This is a genomic window from Thalassorhabdomicrobium marinisediminis (assembly GCF_003072065.1).
In the GTDB taxonomy this organism is placed as follows: domain Bacteria; phylum Pseudomonadota; class Alphaproteobacteria; order Rhodobacterales; family Rhodobacteraceae; genus Octadecabacter; species Octadecabacter marinisediminis.
Genome location: NZ_QCYG01000004.1, coordinates 300,052 through 316,050 on the forward strand (window position 1 = coordinate 300,052; position 15,999 = coordinate 316,050).

Sequence of the window (15,999 nt, forward strand, 5' to 3'; positions counted from 1 at the left end):
GATGCAGAACACAGGTAAGGGGCAGGTCCGCCGCAGAATGACTGGACACGCCATGTTCAAATCCCTCATCGACCGTGCCTTCGGCAAAGCCCAGTCCGAGGGGGCTTTGGAAGACCTGCCCGGTCAGGGCAAACCAATAGAGCCCGCCAGCCTGAACAGCGATCCTTTCGCCCATGTCTACAAGGAAAGCGGTGTGATGTCCCCCTTCGGACATTTCCAGCGCGAGATCGATGCCCTGCGACGCGAGTTAGCCGAGGTGAGCGAGCCACAGGCGCGGCGCAAGCTGCAAACCCGCATTGCCGAACTCGAAACGCGCAAGGCGATCGAGATGGAGACGTGGAAACGCTACAGCTAGCCCGCTAGACGCGGCGCCACGCCCCTTGCGCGATCCCGTCCAGCGTCCAGGCCCCCACCGACCAGCGCACCAAGCGCAGGCAGGGAAAGCCGATATGGGCGCACATGCGGCGCACCTGCCGGTTGCGGCCCTCGCGGATCGTGACTTCGATCCAGCGGTCGGGGACCGATTTGCGCACCCGCACCGGAGGCTCGCGCAGCCACAGTTTCGGCGGGTCGATCAGACGGACTTGCGCCGGGAGGGTGGGGCCGTCCTTAAGCGTGACAGAGCGGCGCAACGGGTCCAGATCGGCGTCGGTTGGCGCACCTTCGACCTGCACTAGATAGGTCTTCGGCGTCTTGAACTTCGGAGAGGACAGCCGCGCCTGCATTTTGCCATCGTCGGTCAGCACCAAAAGCCCCTCGCTGTCGCGGTCCAGCCGCCCGGCGGCATAGACGCCCTTGGGCAAGTCGAAGCCGGACAGGGTGGGGCGTTCGGTGGGGGATTTCGCGTCGGTGAACTGGCTTAGAACGCCGAAGGGCTTGTTGAACAGGATGGTGGTCATGGGGCGGGGATAGACGCTTGGCGCGGTTGAGGGAAGGGGGCGCTGCCCCCCGCGCTGCCGCGCGCCCCCCGAGGTATTTTGGAACCAGAGAAGGGGGCCGTCAGGCCTGTGCCTGTTCTCCGGTTGCGGGGCGGGACGGTTTGCCCCAGCGCAGAAGGCCGGTGTGGCGGGCCAGCACGAGCGCGGCAGCAGCCCCGCCGACGTTGGCGATCAGGGCCGCGATGAGCACGCCGGTGTAGCCCAGAACCGTGACGCCAAGCCATGCGCCGGGCAGGTAAAGCAGGAAGATGCGGCCCAGCGAGAGCGACATGGACCAGATCGCCTTGTTGCGGGCGTTCATGGCCGCGTTTGCCGTGACGAGGAAGCCATAGCCGAAGAAGGACCAGCTGACGTAGCGCAGATATTGCGCCGTGTGATCCGCGGCGGAGGTGTTCCGCGCGAGCAGGGTCGCGATGGGGTCGGCGAAGGCCCAAAGGCCAAGGGCCGCGACGAGGCCATAGACGAGGCAGACCGCGAAGCTCAGACCCAGACCACGGGCGGCGCGGTCGGGACGCTCGGCGCCCCAGTTCTGCCCGACCACCGGACCGATTCCCGACGACAGCGCCAGCATCGGCACAAGGGCCAGAGATTGCACCCTTGTGGCGGCGCCGAAGCCGCCCACGGGGGTCTCGCCAAGCGTGGCGACAGCGGCGGTGACCAGCGCCATGCCCGCGGGGTTGATCGCATTGCTCAGCGCTGCGGGGCCGCCGACGGTGGCAATGGCCCGCAAGGAGTGCGTGAACCTGCGCGTAACCTGCTCGGGCCAGCGCAGGAAGCCCAGCTTGATGGCCCAGAGCATAGCCGCTGCCGCCCCGGCGATGCGGGCGATCAGCGTCGCGAGCGCGGCCCCGCCAGTGCCCAGATCCGGCAGGCCCCAGAGCCCGAAGATCAGCAGCGGGTCCAGTGCTACGTTCAACAGCGCCATGGCGACCATGACGATGGCCGCCCGTGCGCCATCCCCGTGGGCGCGGAAGGCCGCCTGGGTGAGCATCATCAGCACGAGGAACGGAAAGCTCAGCGCCCAGTACCCGACATAGGCGTTGATCTCGGGCAGGACGCTGTCGGTGGCGCCGATCAGGCGGAAGAGCGGCGTTGCGGCCGCAAAGAACAGCAGCGCCACGATGCTGGCAAGTGTGACCCCGATGAGGACGGCGTGAAGGGCCAGGCGGGCTTCCGCATCCTCTCCGTCGCGGCGTCCGATGGCCTGGCTGATCGCCGCGTTCGCCCCCGCCGAGAGGCCGATCGACAAGGACGTGATCGCGGTGGTGACCGGATAGATGAACCCGACGGCAGCGAGAGGTTCGCCCCCCAGCTGGCCCAGAAAATAGGCATCGGCCAGCCCGACGCTCAGAACGCCCAGAATGCCCAGCGACATGGGCGCGGAAACGGCAGCGAGGCCGCGCCAAACCGGCCCTTGCGTGAGGTCGCGACTGTTTGCCATGCTGCTCAACGGCGCGCGGGCTGCTTGGGTTCCCGGAGCAGGGCGCCCAGGGGGGGCGAGGCCGGTTTACATCCGCGCGCGCCCGCGACAGATTGTGCCAACCCCGAACATAGGAGCCCCCGATGCCTGTAAAGAACCGTTTCTCAGACCTGCTGCCCGAGATCACCACATGGCGCCGTGATCTGCACGAAAACCCCGAGCTGCTGTTCGACACCCACCGCACCAGCGCCATCGTGGCCGAGAAGCTCGAAAGCTTCGGTTGTGACGAGATCGTGACCGGACTGGGCCGCACCGGCGTTGTTGGGGTGATCAAGGGAAAGTCCGATAAATCCGGCAAAGTCATCGGCTTGCGCGCCGACATGGATGCGCTTCCGATCCACGAGCAGACGGGGCTGGACTATGCCTCGAAGACCGAGGGCGCGATGCATGCCTGCGGCCATGACGGGCATACGGCGATGCTTCTGGGTGCTGCGAAATATCTGAGCGAAACCAGAAACTTCGACGGCACGGTTGTGGTGATTTTCCAGCCTGCCGAGGAAGGTGGCGGCGGCGGCAAGGAGATGTGCGACGACGGGATGATGGAGCGGTTCGGCATTCAGGAGGTTTACGGCATGCACAACTGGCCGGGCCAGCCGGTGGGCTCCTTCGCGATCCGGCCGGGCGCATTCTTTGCCGCCGCCGACCAGTTCGACATCGAGATCGAGGGGAAGGGCGGCCATGCGGCGAAACCCCATGAAACTGTCGATTCCACCGTGGTCGCCGCACAAATGATCAATGCGCTGCAAACCATCGCCAGCCGCAACGCCGATCCGGTCGAGCAGGTGGTGCTGTCGGTGACTTCGATGGAAAGCTCGTCAAAGGCCTATAACGTGATCCCCCAGCGGGTGCATCTGAAGGGCACCGTGCGGACCCTGAACGAGGACATTCGCGACCTTGCCGAAAAGCGCCTCACAGAAGTCGCCGAAGGGGTGGCCGCGACCATGGGGGCGCAGGCAAAGGTCACCTATCACCGGGGCTATCCGGTGATGGTGAACTCCGAGGCGCAGACCCAGTTTGCCGCCGATGTGGCCGCCTCGGTCGCCGGGGCCTGCGCCGAGGCGCCTTTGGTGATGGGCGGAGAGGATTTCGCCTATATGCTCGAAGAACGCCCCGGGGCCTATATCCTTGTGGGGAACGGCGACACGGCGGCGGTCCACCATCCGGAATACAATTTCAACGACGATGCGATCCCAGCGGGGTGCAGCTGGTGGGCGGAGATTGTCGAGCAGCGGATGCCGGCGGGGTGACAGCGCGCGACGTGATCGTGCTGGCGGACTCCACCCCGCTGGCACGCGGGTTTGAACGCGAGGTGCACGCCCATCCGACGGAGCCGGACCGCCTGTTGAAAGTTCTGGTGCCGGCCGAACATCAGGGCGGGGGCGGACCCGCGCGCAGGTTCTTCGCCGCCCGCGGGCCGAAGTTCCGCGACTTCCTGATCGCTCGGGAGTACCGCGAATACGCGCGGGCGGCGCTCAGTCTGCCACGGATCGGCGCGCGTTTGCCGATCACCCATATGTTCGGATTTCAGGACACCGACCTTGGGCTGGCCTGCGTGACGGAACGGGTCAGCGACGAGGCGGGCGCGCTGGCCCCGACGCTTGATGCGCTCAGCCGTGGGGGTGCCCTGTCGGACGACCAGATTGCTGCGTTAACGGATTTCGCCCGGCGATTGCTGCGCTACGACATCCGGTGCAGCGATCTGACACGCAAGAACATCGCCTTGGGCTATCGGGCGGGCCCGACGCGGCGCGGGCCGTTCGAGGCGGTCTTGGTGGACGGCTTCGGCGACACCCATGCCATCGCGGTGCGCACGGTGTCACGCCGCGTCAACGCAGCCTCGGTGCATCGCAAGCTGGGCCGCATCGCGGAGAAGTCGGGTCTGGTCTGGGATACCACAGGCGAGGTCTTCACGCGGTAGGTGAGGTTGCCTGCGTAACTTATTGTTATTTAAGTGCAATATCCACTCAGCCGCCGGTGTGGCTCATGTGGCGGGACACCTGTCCGCTGGCGGTCTGGCGGGAATAGTCGAAGTCGTGGCCCTTCGGTTTCAACCCGATCGCGTGGCGGATCGCCGTTTGCAGATGGCTGTCATCGTCGCTGGCGCGCAGGGGGGCGCGCAGGTCGGAATGACCCTCTTGCCCCAGGCAGGTGTAGATCTGCCCCGTGCAGGTGATCCGCACCCGGTTGCAGCTTTCGCAGAAATTGTGGCTCAGCGGGGTGATCAGGCCGATCTTCTGGCCGGTCTCTTCCAGCCGGATATAGCGCGCAGGGCCGCCGGTGCGTTCGGCCAGATCGGTCACGGTGAAGCGCTCTTCTAGCCGCTGTCGCAGGTCCTTGAGCGACCAGTATTGCGTGATCCGGTCCTCGTTCCCGATGTCGCCCATGGGCATGACTTCGATGAACGTCAGGTCCATGTCCCGCTCGGCGCACCAGCTTTGCAGGGTGAAAAGCTCATCTTCGTTGAAGCCCGAAAGCGCCACCGTGTTGATCTTGACCCGCAGGCCCGCACGCTGGGCCGCATCGATCCCCCGCTGCACCTGAGGCAGCCGCCCCCAACGGGTGATCGCGGCGAATTTGTCGTCGTCCAGCGTGTCCAGCGAGACGTTGATCCGGCGCACGCCTGCGGCGAACAGATCGTCGGCATATTTCGCAAGCTGCGAGCCGTTGGTGGTGACCGTCAGCTCTTTCAGCGCGCCGCTGTCCAGATGCCGCGACATGGCGTCAAAGAACGACATGATGCCGCGTCGGACCAAAGGCTCCCCCCCGGTAATCCTAAGCTTTTCAACCCCCAAGCGAATGAAGTTCGAGCAGAGACGATCCAGCTCTTCCAGCGTCAGAAGCTCTTTCTTGGGCAGAAAGGTCATATTCTCGGACATGCAATAGACGCAGCGGAAATCGCAGCGGTCGGTCACCGAAACCCTCAGGTAGGTGATCGCGCGGGCGAAGGGATCGATCAGCGGCGTGTCCATGCCCCCTACCTAGGAGGCTGCGCAGACAGGCGCAAGTGAGCGCACGACCAATTCACCCTCGACAGCGACAGGGGCCAACCCTAGGTTCTTGGCCATGAAGTATGTTGTTTCCATCGTGGCGCTGGCGGCCCTCGGGGCCTGCGCCGACGGGGCGTTCCCCGGGCTGCAATCGCCACAGGGCGCAGGCGACGCGGTCGCGACCCCCACTGCCGTAGCGCCGGACCTGTCGCCGTCGCGCGGGCCGGGCTTTGCGCCGCCGGTCCGCCCGACGCTCGACACCAGCCAGACGCGGCCGGATTTCCCGCCACCGCCGCCGCCCACCGCGCGCACGGTTGAGCAGTTCGACACCACCAGCGCCGAGGATCGCGCTGCCGCGACAGCCGCGCCCAGCGGTGGTGAGCGGCGCTTGGGCACGACCATCGCAAGCCTTGGCAGCCCGACCGATCCGGGGATCTGGTTCAAGACGCCACTGGTGTCTCAGGTCACGCAGGGGCGGGTGGAGTATCAGGGCACGTCGGTGAACGTGGAGCTGCGCCCTTCGGGCGGGGCGGCGGGCTCGGGCAGTCAGATTTCGCTGGCCGCCATGCGCCTGCTGGGCGCGCCCCTGACCGGGCTTCCCGAAGTCACCGTCTATGACAACTAGGGTCGCAGCCTGATGTTCAAGACGGTCTGGGATGTCGTCGTTCAGATGATGAACGACCTGGCGGAAAAGAACGCCGGGCTCATCGCGGCCGGGGTCGCCTTTTACGGCCTGTTGGCGATCTTTCCGGCGATCGCGGCGACCATCGCCCTGTTTGGCCTCTTCGCGGACCCCATCGTGGTCGAGACGCAGCTCGACCTTCTGACAGGGTTGATGCCGCCGGGCGTCTTTGCCCTGTTCGAGGCGCAGATCGAAGGGTTGCTGAACGCCCGCGACACCACGCTGGGGCTGACCACGCTGATTTCGCTGGGCATTGCGCTGTGGTCCGCGCGCTCGGGCGTAGCGGCCTTGATCCGTGGGTTGAACGCCATTTTCGAGCGACCCAACCGCCTGATCCTGCGCCACGTCCTTGTGGCCCTGTTCATGACGGTCTGCCTGATCGGCATTGCGCTGATCGCCTTGCTCATGGTCTTCGTGGCGCCGATCATCCTGCGGATCATCCCGTTGCATGCCAATACCGAAGTGGTGCTTGAAGTGATCCGCTGGTCCGTCGCCATCGCGGTCTTGTTCATCGGTCTGGGCGTGCTCTACCGCTACGGGCCGAACCGGCGCTTTGCCCGGCTGGGCTGGATCACCCCGGGGGCCTTTCTGGTGATCATTCTGTGGCTGATCGTGTCGCTGATCTTCACCGCCTATGTGACCAACTTTTCCACCTATACCGAGGTCTATGGCTCCATCGGTGCGGTGATCGCGCTGCTGGTCTGGTTTTACCTGAGCGCCTATCTCATCCTGCTTGGGGGTGCTCTAAATGTCACACTCGACCGGCGGAAGCCACTGTAATGCCACAATTTTGCCGCTTTGACGCGGGGTGATTTACCCGACGGAAGATTTTTTCTAGAAAAATGCGATCGGCTTGAATAAAGTTTTGCCAATAAAACAAGCGCGGCAGGCAAATGTCGCAAATTTTGAGGCGGAGCAAGATTATGTCAGCGATCAATTTCGTTGTCCGTGATGATTCGGGCAATATCTCAAGGGGTGCCGTGGCCGCAGAGGGTCATCCGGCGTCGCTCATCGTCGGGTCGGGGGCAGATATTTCGCTGAACCTGACGGCGGGGCAGATCATTTCCTACACGCGACAGGGGCAGGCGCTTGAAATTACGCTGGTTGACGGGCGCACCATCGTGATCGAAGGGTATTTCACGGCTGAGGGCGTGGCCGAGAACACGCTGCTGCTGTCTTCGGACGGCTATATCACCGAAGTGAACCTGACGCAGGGCGCGGGTGCGGATTACTACGCGAACTACGTTCTGAACGAGACCGGGGCAGGCAAATACGCCGCCGATGGTGATTTGTATTTCATGCGCAGCGCCGATGTGATGCTGGCCGAAGGCTATGTCCCGGCCGATGACGAAGTGGGCATGCTGGGCACGGCCTTCGGGGCAGTGGCGCCCGCGCTTGGGCTTGGCGGCGCCGCGGCCGCCGGTGCCGCAGCGATTGTCGCAACGGGCGGCGATGGCGGCGGTGACGGTGGCGGCGGCGGCGGAGCCGGTCCGGTGGTCGAGATTACCTCGGGCACGGAAAGCGTCAATCACATGGTCAACGCGGTCGATCATTCCGACGGCGTCGAAATCGGTGGCGCCGGCACGCCGGGCGCCACGGTTGAGGTGCTGGTGGATGGCCACACGGAAACCACCACGGTGGCCGCCGACGGCACCTGGAGCGTGACCTTCGCGCCCGAGGTGATTGCAACCGGGGACTATGCGACCCCCGTTGAAGTGACGATCAGCAACGGGCACGGCACGACGACGGTGACGGACGTGCTGGTGATCGATACGGTCATCAACGTGGACATGGATGCGACCGGCGGCGCGGATGGCATCGTCAGCGCAAGCGAGAACGCCGCCGGTGTCACGCTTAGTGGAACGGTCACCAGCGGCGACAGCGTCACCGTGACGGTCGACGGTGTGGACTACGCAGCGGTTGTCACTGGTACGACTTGGACGCTTGATCTGGGGCAGGGGGCGCTTGCCTCCGGCGAATACGATCTGGACGTGACCGTCACCGCGACGGACGCGGCGGGCAACGTCACCTCCTCGACCTCGACGGTGGTTGTCGACACCGTCACCAATGTCAGCGTGGACACCTCTGCCGTGGGCGGGGCCGACGCGGTCGTCAACGGGGCGGAAGCCGGCAGCGGCGTGACCTTGACCGGCACGGCCCAGCCCGGCGCCACGGTCGTCGTCACCTTCGGCGCGGTGTCCCAGACCGTGACCGCCACCGCGGCGGGCACCTGGGAAGCCAGCTATGACGCCGCCGATGTGCCCACCGGCGAGACGGACGTGCCGGTCACCGTCACCGCCACGGACGCGGCGGGCAACACGGCGACCGACAGCGGCACCGTGACCGTCGACACCTACGTCAACGAGTTGTCGATGACCTCGAATTCCGCAGGCGGGACCGATGGCATCGTCAACTTCAATGAAAGCGGCCAGCCCATCACCATGGGCGGCACGGTCGAGGCAGGATCGAGCGTTATGATCGATCTGCACGGCGTCAGCCTTGCCGCGACGGTCGATGCGAACGGCAACTGGACGGTGACCTATCCGCCCGGCACCTTGCCCGGCGGCGAATACGACACCACCGTGACCGTCACGGCGACGGATGCGGCGGGCAACAGCTCGACCCTGTCCGAGACCGTAACCGTGGACACCGTGGCCGGCGATCTGGCGCTGTCGACTGCGCCCATCGAGATCGACGACGTGGTCAACGCGGCGGAACATGCCGACGGCGTGATCATCAACGGCACCGCCACACCGGGGCTGACCGTGACCGTAGGTCTGGGCAATGCAACGCTGAATGTCGTCGCCGGGGCGGACGGCACCTGGTCGGTGAACTTCCCCGCAAGCATGGTGCCGCAGGGCACCTATGACAGTGCGATCACAGCGTCGATCACCGATGCGGCGGGCAACTTCAAAGAGGTCAGCGACACGGTCCGGATCGATACCGAGGTCACCCCCTTCAATTTCGCATCCGCTCCGGTGGAAGGCGACGACGTGATCAGCGGCGCGGAAGCGGCGGACGGGGTTGTCCTCTCCGGTGAGGTCGAGGCGCATTCCTTCGTGCAGGTCGATTTCGGCGGCCAGTCCATCACCGTGCAAGCGGGTGCGGACGGTCAATGGTCCGCCAGTTTCCCCGCCTCTGCAATCACAGGCGGCGAATACATGGCCACGATGACCGCCACTGCCACCGACCCTGCGGGCAACACCGCGGTGATCACCGACACGGTCCAGGTCGACACGATTGTCAGCCGTCTGACCTCGTCGGATCCGGTGGAAGGGGACAACATCGTCAATGCGGCCGAAGCCTCCGACGGGATCACCCTGAACGGAACGGTCGAGGTCGGCTCATCGGTGCTGGTGACCTTCGAAGGCACCACACGGGCCGCGACGGTCGATGCGGCCGGAAACTGGACGGTCGATTTCGCCGCTTCGGAGGTGCCGGCCGGGCAATACGACGCCACGGTCACCATCGCGGCGACCGATCCGCACGGCAACACCGACAGCATCACCGACACCTTCCACGTGGACACCACGCTGCCCGATGCTCCGGAAATCGAAAGCATGACGCTCAACGGCGACGGCGTCGAATATCTTGGTATCGCCTCCACAGCGAACGACATCACCGTCACGCAGATCGACGAGACCGGCAACGCCACCGAACGGGCGGATGGCTCGGACGGTGTGACCCTGCCCTGGGGTGCGACGCTGTTCAACTTCGGCCCCGCGCTCTCGGACGGGTCGCACCTTGTGGTGAACGAAACCGACAGCGCCGGAAACGCCAATGCGACCTATGTCGTGCTGGAAGAGACCGGAACGAACGTGGTCGACACCGTCGGTTTGGACGGCTTTGACATCGGCGCGATCGACCTGAGCTTTGCCAAGGATTCCGATCTTACCCTTGATCTGTCCACGCTGGAAGGACTGTCGGACGCCAACAACACGCTGACGATCCACGGCGGGGCCGACGACAGCGTGACCCTGTCGGGCGCGTCAGCCAGCGGTCAGTCCACGGTGATCGACGGAACCACCTACGACATCTACACCATGGGCACGGACGGCCAGATCTTCATCGAAGAGGATATCAACGTCACCCTTTGACGCCCGACAGGCACGACAAGGCGGAGGGCCGGATCAACCGGCCCCCGTCCGCGAAAGACAAGCGAGTTGGGGTAGCACGTGGGACAGGCGAAAAACTTCACGACATCGGCGATGACGCTGGCCGTTCTGACGGCCCTTGGCGGCTGCATGGGCGAGGGTTTGGGCGGCGACATCGTCTCACGCGCGGGGGGGCTGGTGGCCGATGGCCAAAGCTTCGTGGGCGGCCTGATGCCCGGTGCCGGGGCGCGCGAACGCGCCCCTGATGCGCCAGCGCTTGACGGTGAGTTGTCCAACGGCGACCGCTCGGACACCATCGACGCGCTGCTCAACCGCCGCTCGGTCCTGCGCGACGGCCCCTATGCGCAGGTGGCAAAGGCGGTGCTGGCCGCCAATTCCCGCGCCGCCGAGGCGGACCTGCGTGCGGCGATGCTGCGCGCGGAAGCGCGTGAATTGAACTGGCTGCCGCAGCTGGGCCCGAGCATCTCTCTCACCTCGCTGGGGTCGGTGGTAGCGAGCCTTCTGGTCGAACAGACGCTGTTCGACGGGGGCGCCAACCGCGCGGCCCGCGAATTTGCCCGCGCCGATGTCGAGGTCGCCGCCGTCACCCTTGCGCTGGACACCAACGACCGCGTTTATCAGGCGCTGGACCTGTATCTCACCGCGCAGGCGGCCGATGCGCGCGCTGCGGTGAACGCGGGCGGGATGGCCCGGATGGAGCGGTTCGAATACGTCATGTCCGAACGGGTCCGGGCGGGGATCAACGACCGGGCCGATCTGCAATTGGTGCAGCAGAAACTGACGCAGATGCGCTCGGACCTGCTTGAGGATCAGGAAGCCGCCGCCGCCGCGCGGGCCGAATTGGCCGCCATGGCCAACGGGCCGCTGGACGGCGTCACCGGCCTGTCCGATCTGGGCGACGTGGTGGGCACGGCCCAGCCGCTGGAGGTGATGAAAGTGGCCGCCGAAGGCACCCGCGGTCTGGCCGAGGCGCGGGCGTTGCAGGCGGGTTATGTCCCCCGCGTCACCGCCTCCGGCACCGTGGGGCAAAGCGACAGCGCCGGGCTGAACATCGGCATTCCCAACGGGTTCGGCTTTGGCCGCGGCGCCGAGCGGGCCGCGCTTGAGGCGATGGCCGACGCCGCCGACCGGCAGGTTCTTGAGCAACGCGAAGACAGCGCCCGCGACGTGGCCGCAATCCGGGGGCGCGTCACCTCGCTCGCGCGGCGCCGCGCCAATATCGGAACGATCATCGAACAGGCCCGCGCCAACTACACCCTGTTCGAGCAGCAATTGCGCGCCGGACAGCGCACCGTGCCCGAGGTGGTCGGCGTGTTCCGCACCAAGCTGAACGCCGAGCGCGAGGCGGTGACTCTGACCTATGATCTGGCGCGGCAAGAGCTGTTGCTGGCGCGGCTTTACGGCACATTGGTGGACGGAGAAGACATTTGAGCGGACCGGTCCTTGCCTTTGACGTGAATGCCACCCGCGGCGGCAAGCTCACGCGGGTCTCGAAGCCCCGCGCCGGTGCGCCGCCCGCGCCCGGGGCCGCGCCAGCCGGGCCGCCCCCTGCAGCCCGCGCCGATGACCGCTATAGCGAGAAGGCCCGCAACCGCGCCGATCTCGCCGCGACCTATGCCGCGCTTCTGGGCAAGGACATCGTGCGCTCGGACCTGCTGGAAGGGCTGGCCGCCCATGAGGGCGACGCGATCACACCGCTGACCATTGCGAAGGCGCTGAATGCGGCCGGGCTGGTCACCTCGGTCACCTTGACCGAGAAGCTCACCCCCGATCAATGGCCCGCGCTGGTCGAGATGAACAGCGGCCAGATCCTGCTGGTGCTGGCGCAGACCGAAGGGGCGGTCGTGGTGTTCGATACCACCTGCAAGGGCAACCGCGCCGAGATCGCGCTGGACGAGTTCACGCCACATTTTAGCGGTGTGATCCTGCGCGCGGATGTGGCGTTGCAGGATCTGGCGGCGAAACACGCCAAGGCCGGCAAGCCCGCCCATTGGTTCTGGGGCGAGATGCTGCAACTGCGACGGCACCTGTTGGAGGTGGCGCTGGGGTCCTTCGTGGCAAACCTTCTGGCCGTGGCCGTCGCGCTGTTTTCGTTGCAGGTCTATGACCGCGTGATCCCGCACCAGTCCACCGCCACGCTGTGGGTGCTGGCCATCGGGGCGGGGCTGGCCATGCTGCTTGAGGCGGGACTGCGCATCGCGCGGGCGCGTCTGATGGACGGGGCAGGGCGGCGGATCGAGCTGAAGGTGCAGGCGCTGCTGATGGACCGTTTGCTGGGCATGCGGCGCGGCACCGAAGGGACGACGCCCTCGGGGCTGTTCTCGGCGGTGCGCGAGTTCGGCGCGGTGCGCGAATTCTTCACCGCCTCGACCATCGGCACCCTGACCGATCTGCCGTTCATCGTGCTGTTTCTGGCGCTGGTGGCCTCGATCGGGGGCAATGTGGTCTGGGTGCTGTTCGCGGGCGGCATCCTGATGGTCCTGCCCAGCTTATTTCTGCAAAAACGAATGATCGCCCTGACGCGGCAGACACAGGGCGCATCGGCCAAGTCCAACAAGCTGCTGCATGAGGTGATCTACGACGCCGACACGATCAAGGCGCAGCGGGGCGAGGATCGCTTCCGCCGCCTGTGGACCGAGCTTTCCGCCGTCTCCTCACTTGCGACCTCCGAGCAGCGCAAGCTGGCCTCGACGCTCACCTTCTGGGCGCAGGGCGTGCAACAGGCCACATATGTCGCCGCCGTGGTCGCGGGCACGTTCATGGTCTTCACCGGTCAGTTCACCGTCGGCACGATCATCGCCGTGGGCATCCTGACGGGGCGCACGCTCGGGCCGTTGACACAGCTTGCCGGAACGCTTGCACGCTGGTCCAACGTCAAGGCGGCGCTGGATGCCCTGGGCGAGATTGCCGAAGCCGAACAGGATCAGGACGACAGCCGCCAATACCTGCGGCGCGAAACGCTCAAAGGCGCGTACGAGCTGCGCGACATCGCCTTTTGCTATGACGAGGACAGCGGCCAGACGCTCGACATCCCCGGCCTGAAAATCGAAGCCGGCCAACGGATTGCGGTTCTGGGGGCCAACGGGTCGGGCAAATCCACCTTGCTCAAGCTGCTCAGCGGGATCTACCGGCCGGGCAAGGGGCGCGTGCTGATCGACGGGGTCGACATGGGGCAGGTCATGCCCCGCGATCTGCGCCGCTCCATCGGCTATCTCAGCCAGGAAGTGCGGCTGTTCTCGGGCACCCTGCGCGAAAACCTGAACCTGACCCTGCTGGAGCGTGACGACGACCGCCTGCTGCAGGCGCTTGAGTTCGCGGGCCTTGGGCCTTTCGTGCGCAACCACCCCAAGGGGCTGGACCTGCCGATCTCGGACGGTGGCGAGGGTCTGTCCATCGGGCAGCGCCAGTCAATCGGCTGGGCGCGCCTTTGGCTGCAGGACCCGGACGTCTGCCTACTGGACGAACCCACCGCCGCCCTCGACCAGACGCTTGAGGCGACGTTGGTCAGCCGCCTGACCACATGGCTTGACGGGCGCACGGCGATCATCGCCACCCACCGCGTGCCGATCCTTGAGCTGACCCAGCGCACGGTGATCTTGCAAAACGGCCGGCTGGCGGTCGATGGCCCCCGGGACGAAGTGCTGGCCCACCTGCAGGGCACAGCCGGAAAGGCGAGTGCCTGATGGTCACCATCAATCAGGAATTTGACGCCAAGGTGCGCGGGCCAAGCCTGTTGATCTGGCTGATCGGGCTGACGGTGCTGGTCTTCGTGCTCTGGGCAAAATTCGCCGCCATCGACGAGATCGTGCGCGCCAAGGGGGCGGTCGTATCTTCGTCGCGGCCGCAGATCATCCAGAACCTCGAAGGCGGTATTCTGGCGGAATTGCTCGTGCGTGAAGGCGACGCGGTGGCCCCCGGCGACGTGCTCGCCCGCCTACGCGGCACCCAGTTCGAAACCGCCGTGACCGATCTGCGCGAACAGGTGATCGCGGCGGAAATCCGGCGGCTGCGGCTGGCCGCTGAGATCGAGGGACAGTTCACCTTCGACGTGCCCGACGCCATCGAAGCCTTCAGCCCCGAGATGGTCGCCAGCGAGCGCGCGCTGCTGCACGCACGCCAGTCCGACTACGTCAGCCGGACCGAGGGCGCGCAGGCCATCGTCACCGAAACCGCCCGCGAAGTGGCGGTGATGGAGGATCTTTATGCCCGCGAGATCGCCGCGCTCATTGAGGTCACGCAGGTGCGCAAAGCCCATTCGGACGCGCAGAACACGCTCAACGACATGGTCACCCGCGCCGAGCTTGAGCGCGCGTCTGAGTATTCCGATGTGCTCGCCACGCTCGCAACCCTGCGGCAGGATCTGCGGGTGGCCGAAGACCGGCTGGAGCGCACGATCATCACCAGCCCCATGCGCGGTATCGTCAACAGTCTGGGCGTGACCACCATCGGCGGCGTGATCCGCCCCGGTGAGGAGATTTTCCAGATCATCCCGCTGGACGATGAACTTTTCGTTGAGGCCGAAGTTTCGCCGTCGAACATCGCCAATGTGCAGCCCGGCCAACGCGCGACGATCAAGCTGAGCGCCTATGACTACACGGTCCACGGCACGTTGAAGGGCGAGGTGCAGCTGATCTCGGCCGACACCTTCGAGGATGAGCGCGACCCCAACGCGCCGCCCCATTACCGCGTCACCCTGCGGGTCGACACCTCGGACCTGAGCGCCCGCCAGAGCCGCATCGAAATCCGCCCGGGGATGCAGGCCGAGGTGGAGCTGCACACCGGATCGAAGACCGTGCTGCAATACCTCACCAAGCCGCTCTACCGCGGGCAAGAGGCGTTGCGCGAACCTTGAGGTGCGCCGCCCCCCCAGGGCGAAACCGGCCGCGTGATCCGGCCCGCGATCACGGGCCCGCCCACCCGAATGTGATGATCGCCGCGACACGGGTTGAAATTCCGGCGTCGAATGGTTTTATCTGGCCTTCGCACGCGATGTGATCCGCTGACCTTGAAGCCCCCTGACGGGCCTACTAAGGTTTGGTTAACGAAGATATTCTAGACGGGCGCGCAGGCGTCCCAGTTCCCGAAGGCAGAGCATATGAACGATCCGGTCGAAACCTACATGAACCTTGTCCCGATGGTGGTCGAACAGACCAGCCGCGGCGAACGCGCCTACGACATTTTCAGCCGCCTGCTGAAAGAGCGGATCATCTTCGTCAACGGCCCGGTTCATGACGGCATGAGCCAGCTGATCGTGGCGCAGCTTCTGCATCTTGAGGCGGAGAACCCGAAAAAGGAAATCTCCATGTATATCAACAGCCCCGGCGGGTCTGTTGTCGCGGGGATGAGCATCTATGACACGATGCAATATATCCGCCCCAAGGTCAGCACGCTGGTCTGCGGGCTGGCGGCCTCGATGGGCTCGGTGATCTCGATCGGCGGTGAGAAAGGCATGCGCTTCGCGCTGCCCAACGCCGAATTCCTCGTCCACCAGCCGTCGGGCGGTGCGCAAGGGACCGCCGAAGATATCCTGATCCGCGCGCGCAATATCGAACAAACCCGCGAACGGATGTACAAGCTTTACGTCAAGCACACCGGGCAGGACTTCGAGACTGTGCAAAAGGCGCTTGATCGCGACAAGTGGATGACCCCGCAGGAAGCCAAGGACTGGGGTCACATCGATGAAATCGTCGAAAGCCGCGGCAAGGCGGACGACGACAGCTAGGGCCACAGCCGTCGTTTTGACGTTGTGGTGCATTTCGGGCTGCCATAGGATAAGGTCCAAAGCAGCCCGGAACCG

The 15,999-nt window shown here is 65.5% G+C and carries 13 protein-coding genes; 10 read left to right on the plus strand and 3 right to left on the minus strand.

Translation table 11 applies throughout. From position 1 onward, the window contains the following. Window positions 1-52: 52 nt before the first annotated feature. Entirely contained in the window at window positions 53-355 is a 303-nt protein-coding gene (locus DC363_RS07865) for a DnaJ family domain-containing protein (protein ID WP_158270847.1), read from the plus strand. A gap of 4 nt (window positions 356-359) precedes the next feature. On the opposite strand, the gene DC363_RS07870 is transcribed toward DC363_RS07865, so the two are convergent. Next, window positions 360-899, minus strand: a complete 540-nt coding sequence (locus DC363_RS07870; protein WP_108640582.1) for a pseudouridine synthase — start codon at window positions 897-899, stop codon at window positions 360-362. 100 nt (window positions 900-999) lie between these two features. After that, window positions 1,000-2,379 (minus strand): MATE family efflux transporter, encoded by a 1,380-nt coding sequence (locus DC363_RS07875; RefSeq protein WP_108640583.1) that lies wholly within the window; start codon window positions 2,377-2,379, stop codon window positions 1,000-1,002. A 122-nt stretch (window positions 2,380-2,501) separates the two neighbouring features. Between DC363_RS07875 and DC363_RS07880 the strand changes: the two genes are divergently transcribed. Then, window positions 2,502-3,665, plus strand: a complete 1,164-nt coding sequence (locus DC363_RS07880; RefSeq protein WP_108640584.1) for a M20 aminoacylase family protein — start codon at window positions 2,502-2,504, stop codon at window positions 3,663-3,665. After that, entirely contained in the window at window positions 3,662-4,336 is a 675-nt protein-coding gene (locus tag DC363_RS07885) for a YrbL family protein (RefSeq protein WP_158270848.1), read from the plus strand. Before DC363_RS07880 ends, DC363_RS07885 begins: the two co-directional genes overlap by 4 nt. Window positions 4,337-4,382: 46 nt before the next feature. Here DC363_RS07885 and moaA read toward each other — a convergent pair whose 3' ends face one another. Next, the gene (moaA, locus tag DC363_RS07890; protein ID WP_108640586.1) at window positions 4,383-5,387 is read right to left on the minus strand and encodes a GTP 3',8-cyclase MoaA; all 1,005 of its coding nucleotides are present in this window, start codon (window positions 5,385-5,387) and stop codon (window positions 4,383-4,385) included. Between the two features lie 94 nt (window positions 5,388-5,481). Between moaA and DC363_RS07895 the strand changes: the two genes are divergently transcribed. From DC363_RS07895 to DC363_RS07925, 7 genes are all read left to right on the plus strand, one after another. After that, window positions 5,482-6,030 carry a hypothetical protein gene (locus tag DC363_RS07895; protein WP_108640587.1) on the plus strand — a complete coding sequence of 183 codons (549 nt, stop codon included), beginning with the start codon at window positions 5,482-5,484 and terminating at the stop codon, window positions 6,028-6,030. 12 nt (window positions 6,031-6,042) lie between these two features. Continuing rightward, the gene (locus DC363_RS07900; protein WP_241962958.1) at window positions 6,043-6,867 is read left to right on the plus strand and encodes a YihY/virulence factor BrkB family protein; all 825 of its coding nucleotides are present in this window, start codon (window positions 6,043-6,045) and stop codon (window positions 6,865-6,867) included. 200 nt (window positions 6,868-7,067) lie between these two features. Then, window positions 7,068-10,184, plus strand: a complete 3,117-nt coding sequence (locus DC363_RS07905; protein ID WP_146180760.1) for an Ig-like domain-containing protein — start codon at window positions 7,068-7,070, stop codon at window positions 10,182-10,184. A gap of 78 nt (window positions 10,185-10,262) precedes the next feature. Continuing rightward, window positions 10,263-11,633, plus strand: a complete 1,371-nt coding sequence (locus tag DC363_RS07910; protein WP_108640590.1) for a TolC family protein — start codon at window positions 10,263-10,265, stop codon at window positions 11,631-11,633. Next, window positions 11,630-13,885 (plus strand): ATP-binding cassette domain-containing protein, encoded by a 2,256-nt coding sequence (locus tag DC363_RS07915; protein WP_196778393.1) that lies wholly within the window; start codon window positions 11,630-11,632, stop codon window positions 13,883-13,885. The genes DC363_RS07910 and DC363_RS07915 overlap by 4 nt, the downstream gene beginning before the upstream one ends. After that, the gene (locus DC363_RS07920) at window positions 13,885-15,054 is read left to right on the plus strand and encodes a beta-barrel domain-containing protein (RefSeq protein ID WP_108640591.1); all 1,170 of its coding nucleotides are present in this window, start codon (window positions 13,885-13,887) and stop codon (window positions 15,052-15,054) included. The genes DC363_RS07915 and DC363_RS07920 overlap by 1 nt, the downstream gene beginning before the upstream one ends. Window positions 15,055-15,297: 243 nt before the next feature. Beyond that, the gene (locus DC363_RS07925) at window positions 15,298-15,924 is read left to right on the plus strand and encodes an ATP-dependent Clp protease proteolytic subunit (RefSeq protein WP_108640592.1); all 627 of its coding nucleotides are present in this window, start codon (window positions 15,298-15,300) and stop codon (window positions 15,922-15,924) included. The last annotated feature ends 75 nt before the right edge of the window (window positions 15,925-15,999 follow it).

Excerpts from the sequence above, each read along its gene's own strand:
- DC363_RS07920 (WP_108640591.1), top strand. The coding sequence starts at position 13,885 with ATGGTCACCATCAATCAGGAATTTGACGCCAAGGTGCGCGGGCCAAGC.
- DC363_RS07865 (WP_158270847.1), top strand. The coding sequence starts at position 53 with ATGTTCAAATCCCTCATCGACCGTGCCTTCGGCAAAGCCCAGTCCGAG.
- DC363_RS07895 (WP_108640587.1), top strand. The coding sequence starts at position 5,482 with ATGAAGTATGTTGTTTCCATCGTGGCGCTGGCGGCCCTCGGGGCCTGC.
- DC363_RS07870 (WP_108640582.1), bottom strand. The coding sequence starts at position 899 with ATGACCACCATCCTGTTCAACAAGCCCTTCGGCGTTCTAAGCCAGTTC.
- DC363_RS07880 (WP_108640584.1), top strand. The coding sequence starts at position 2,502 with ATGCCTGTAAAGAACCGTTTCTCAGACCTGCTGCCCGAGATCACCACA.
- DC363_RS07925 (WP_108640592.1), top strand. The coding sequence starts at position 15,298 with ATGAACGATCCGGTCGAAACCTACATGAACCTTGTCCCGATGGTGGTC.
- DC363_RS07875 (WP_108640583.1), bottom strand. The coding sequence starts at position 2,379 with ATGGCAAACAGTCGCGACCTCACGCAAGGGCCGGTTTGGCGCGGCCTC.
- DC363_RS07900 (WP_241962958.1), top strand. The coding sequence starts at position 6,043 with ATGTTCAAGACGGTCTGGGATGTCGTCGTTCAGATGATGAACGACCTG.
- moaA (WP_108640586.1), bottom strand. The coding sequence starts at position 5,387 with ATGGACACGCCGCTGATCGATCCCTTCGCCCGCGCGATCACCTACCTG.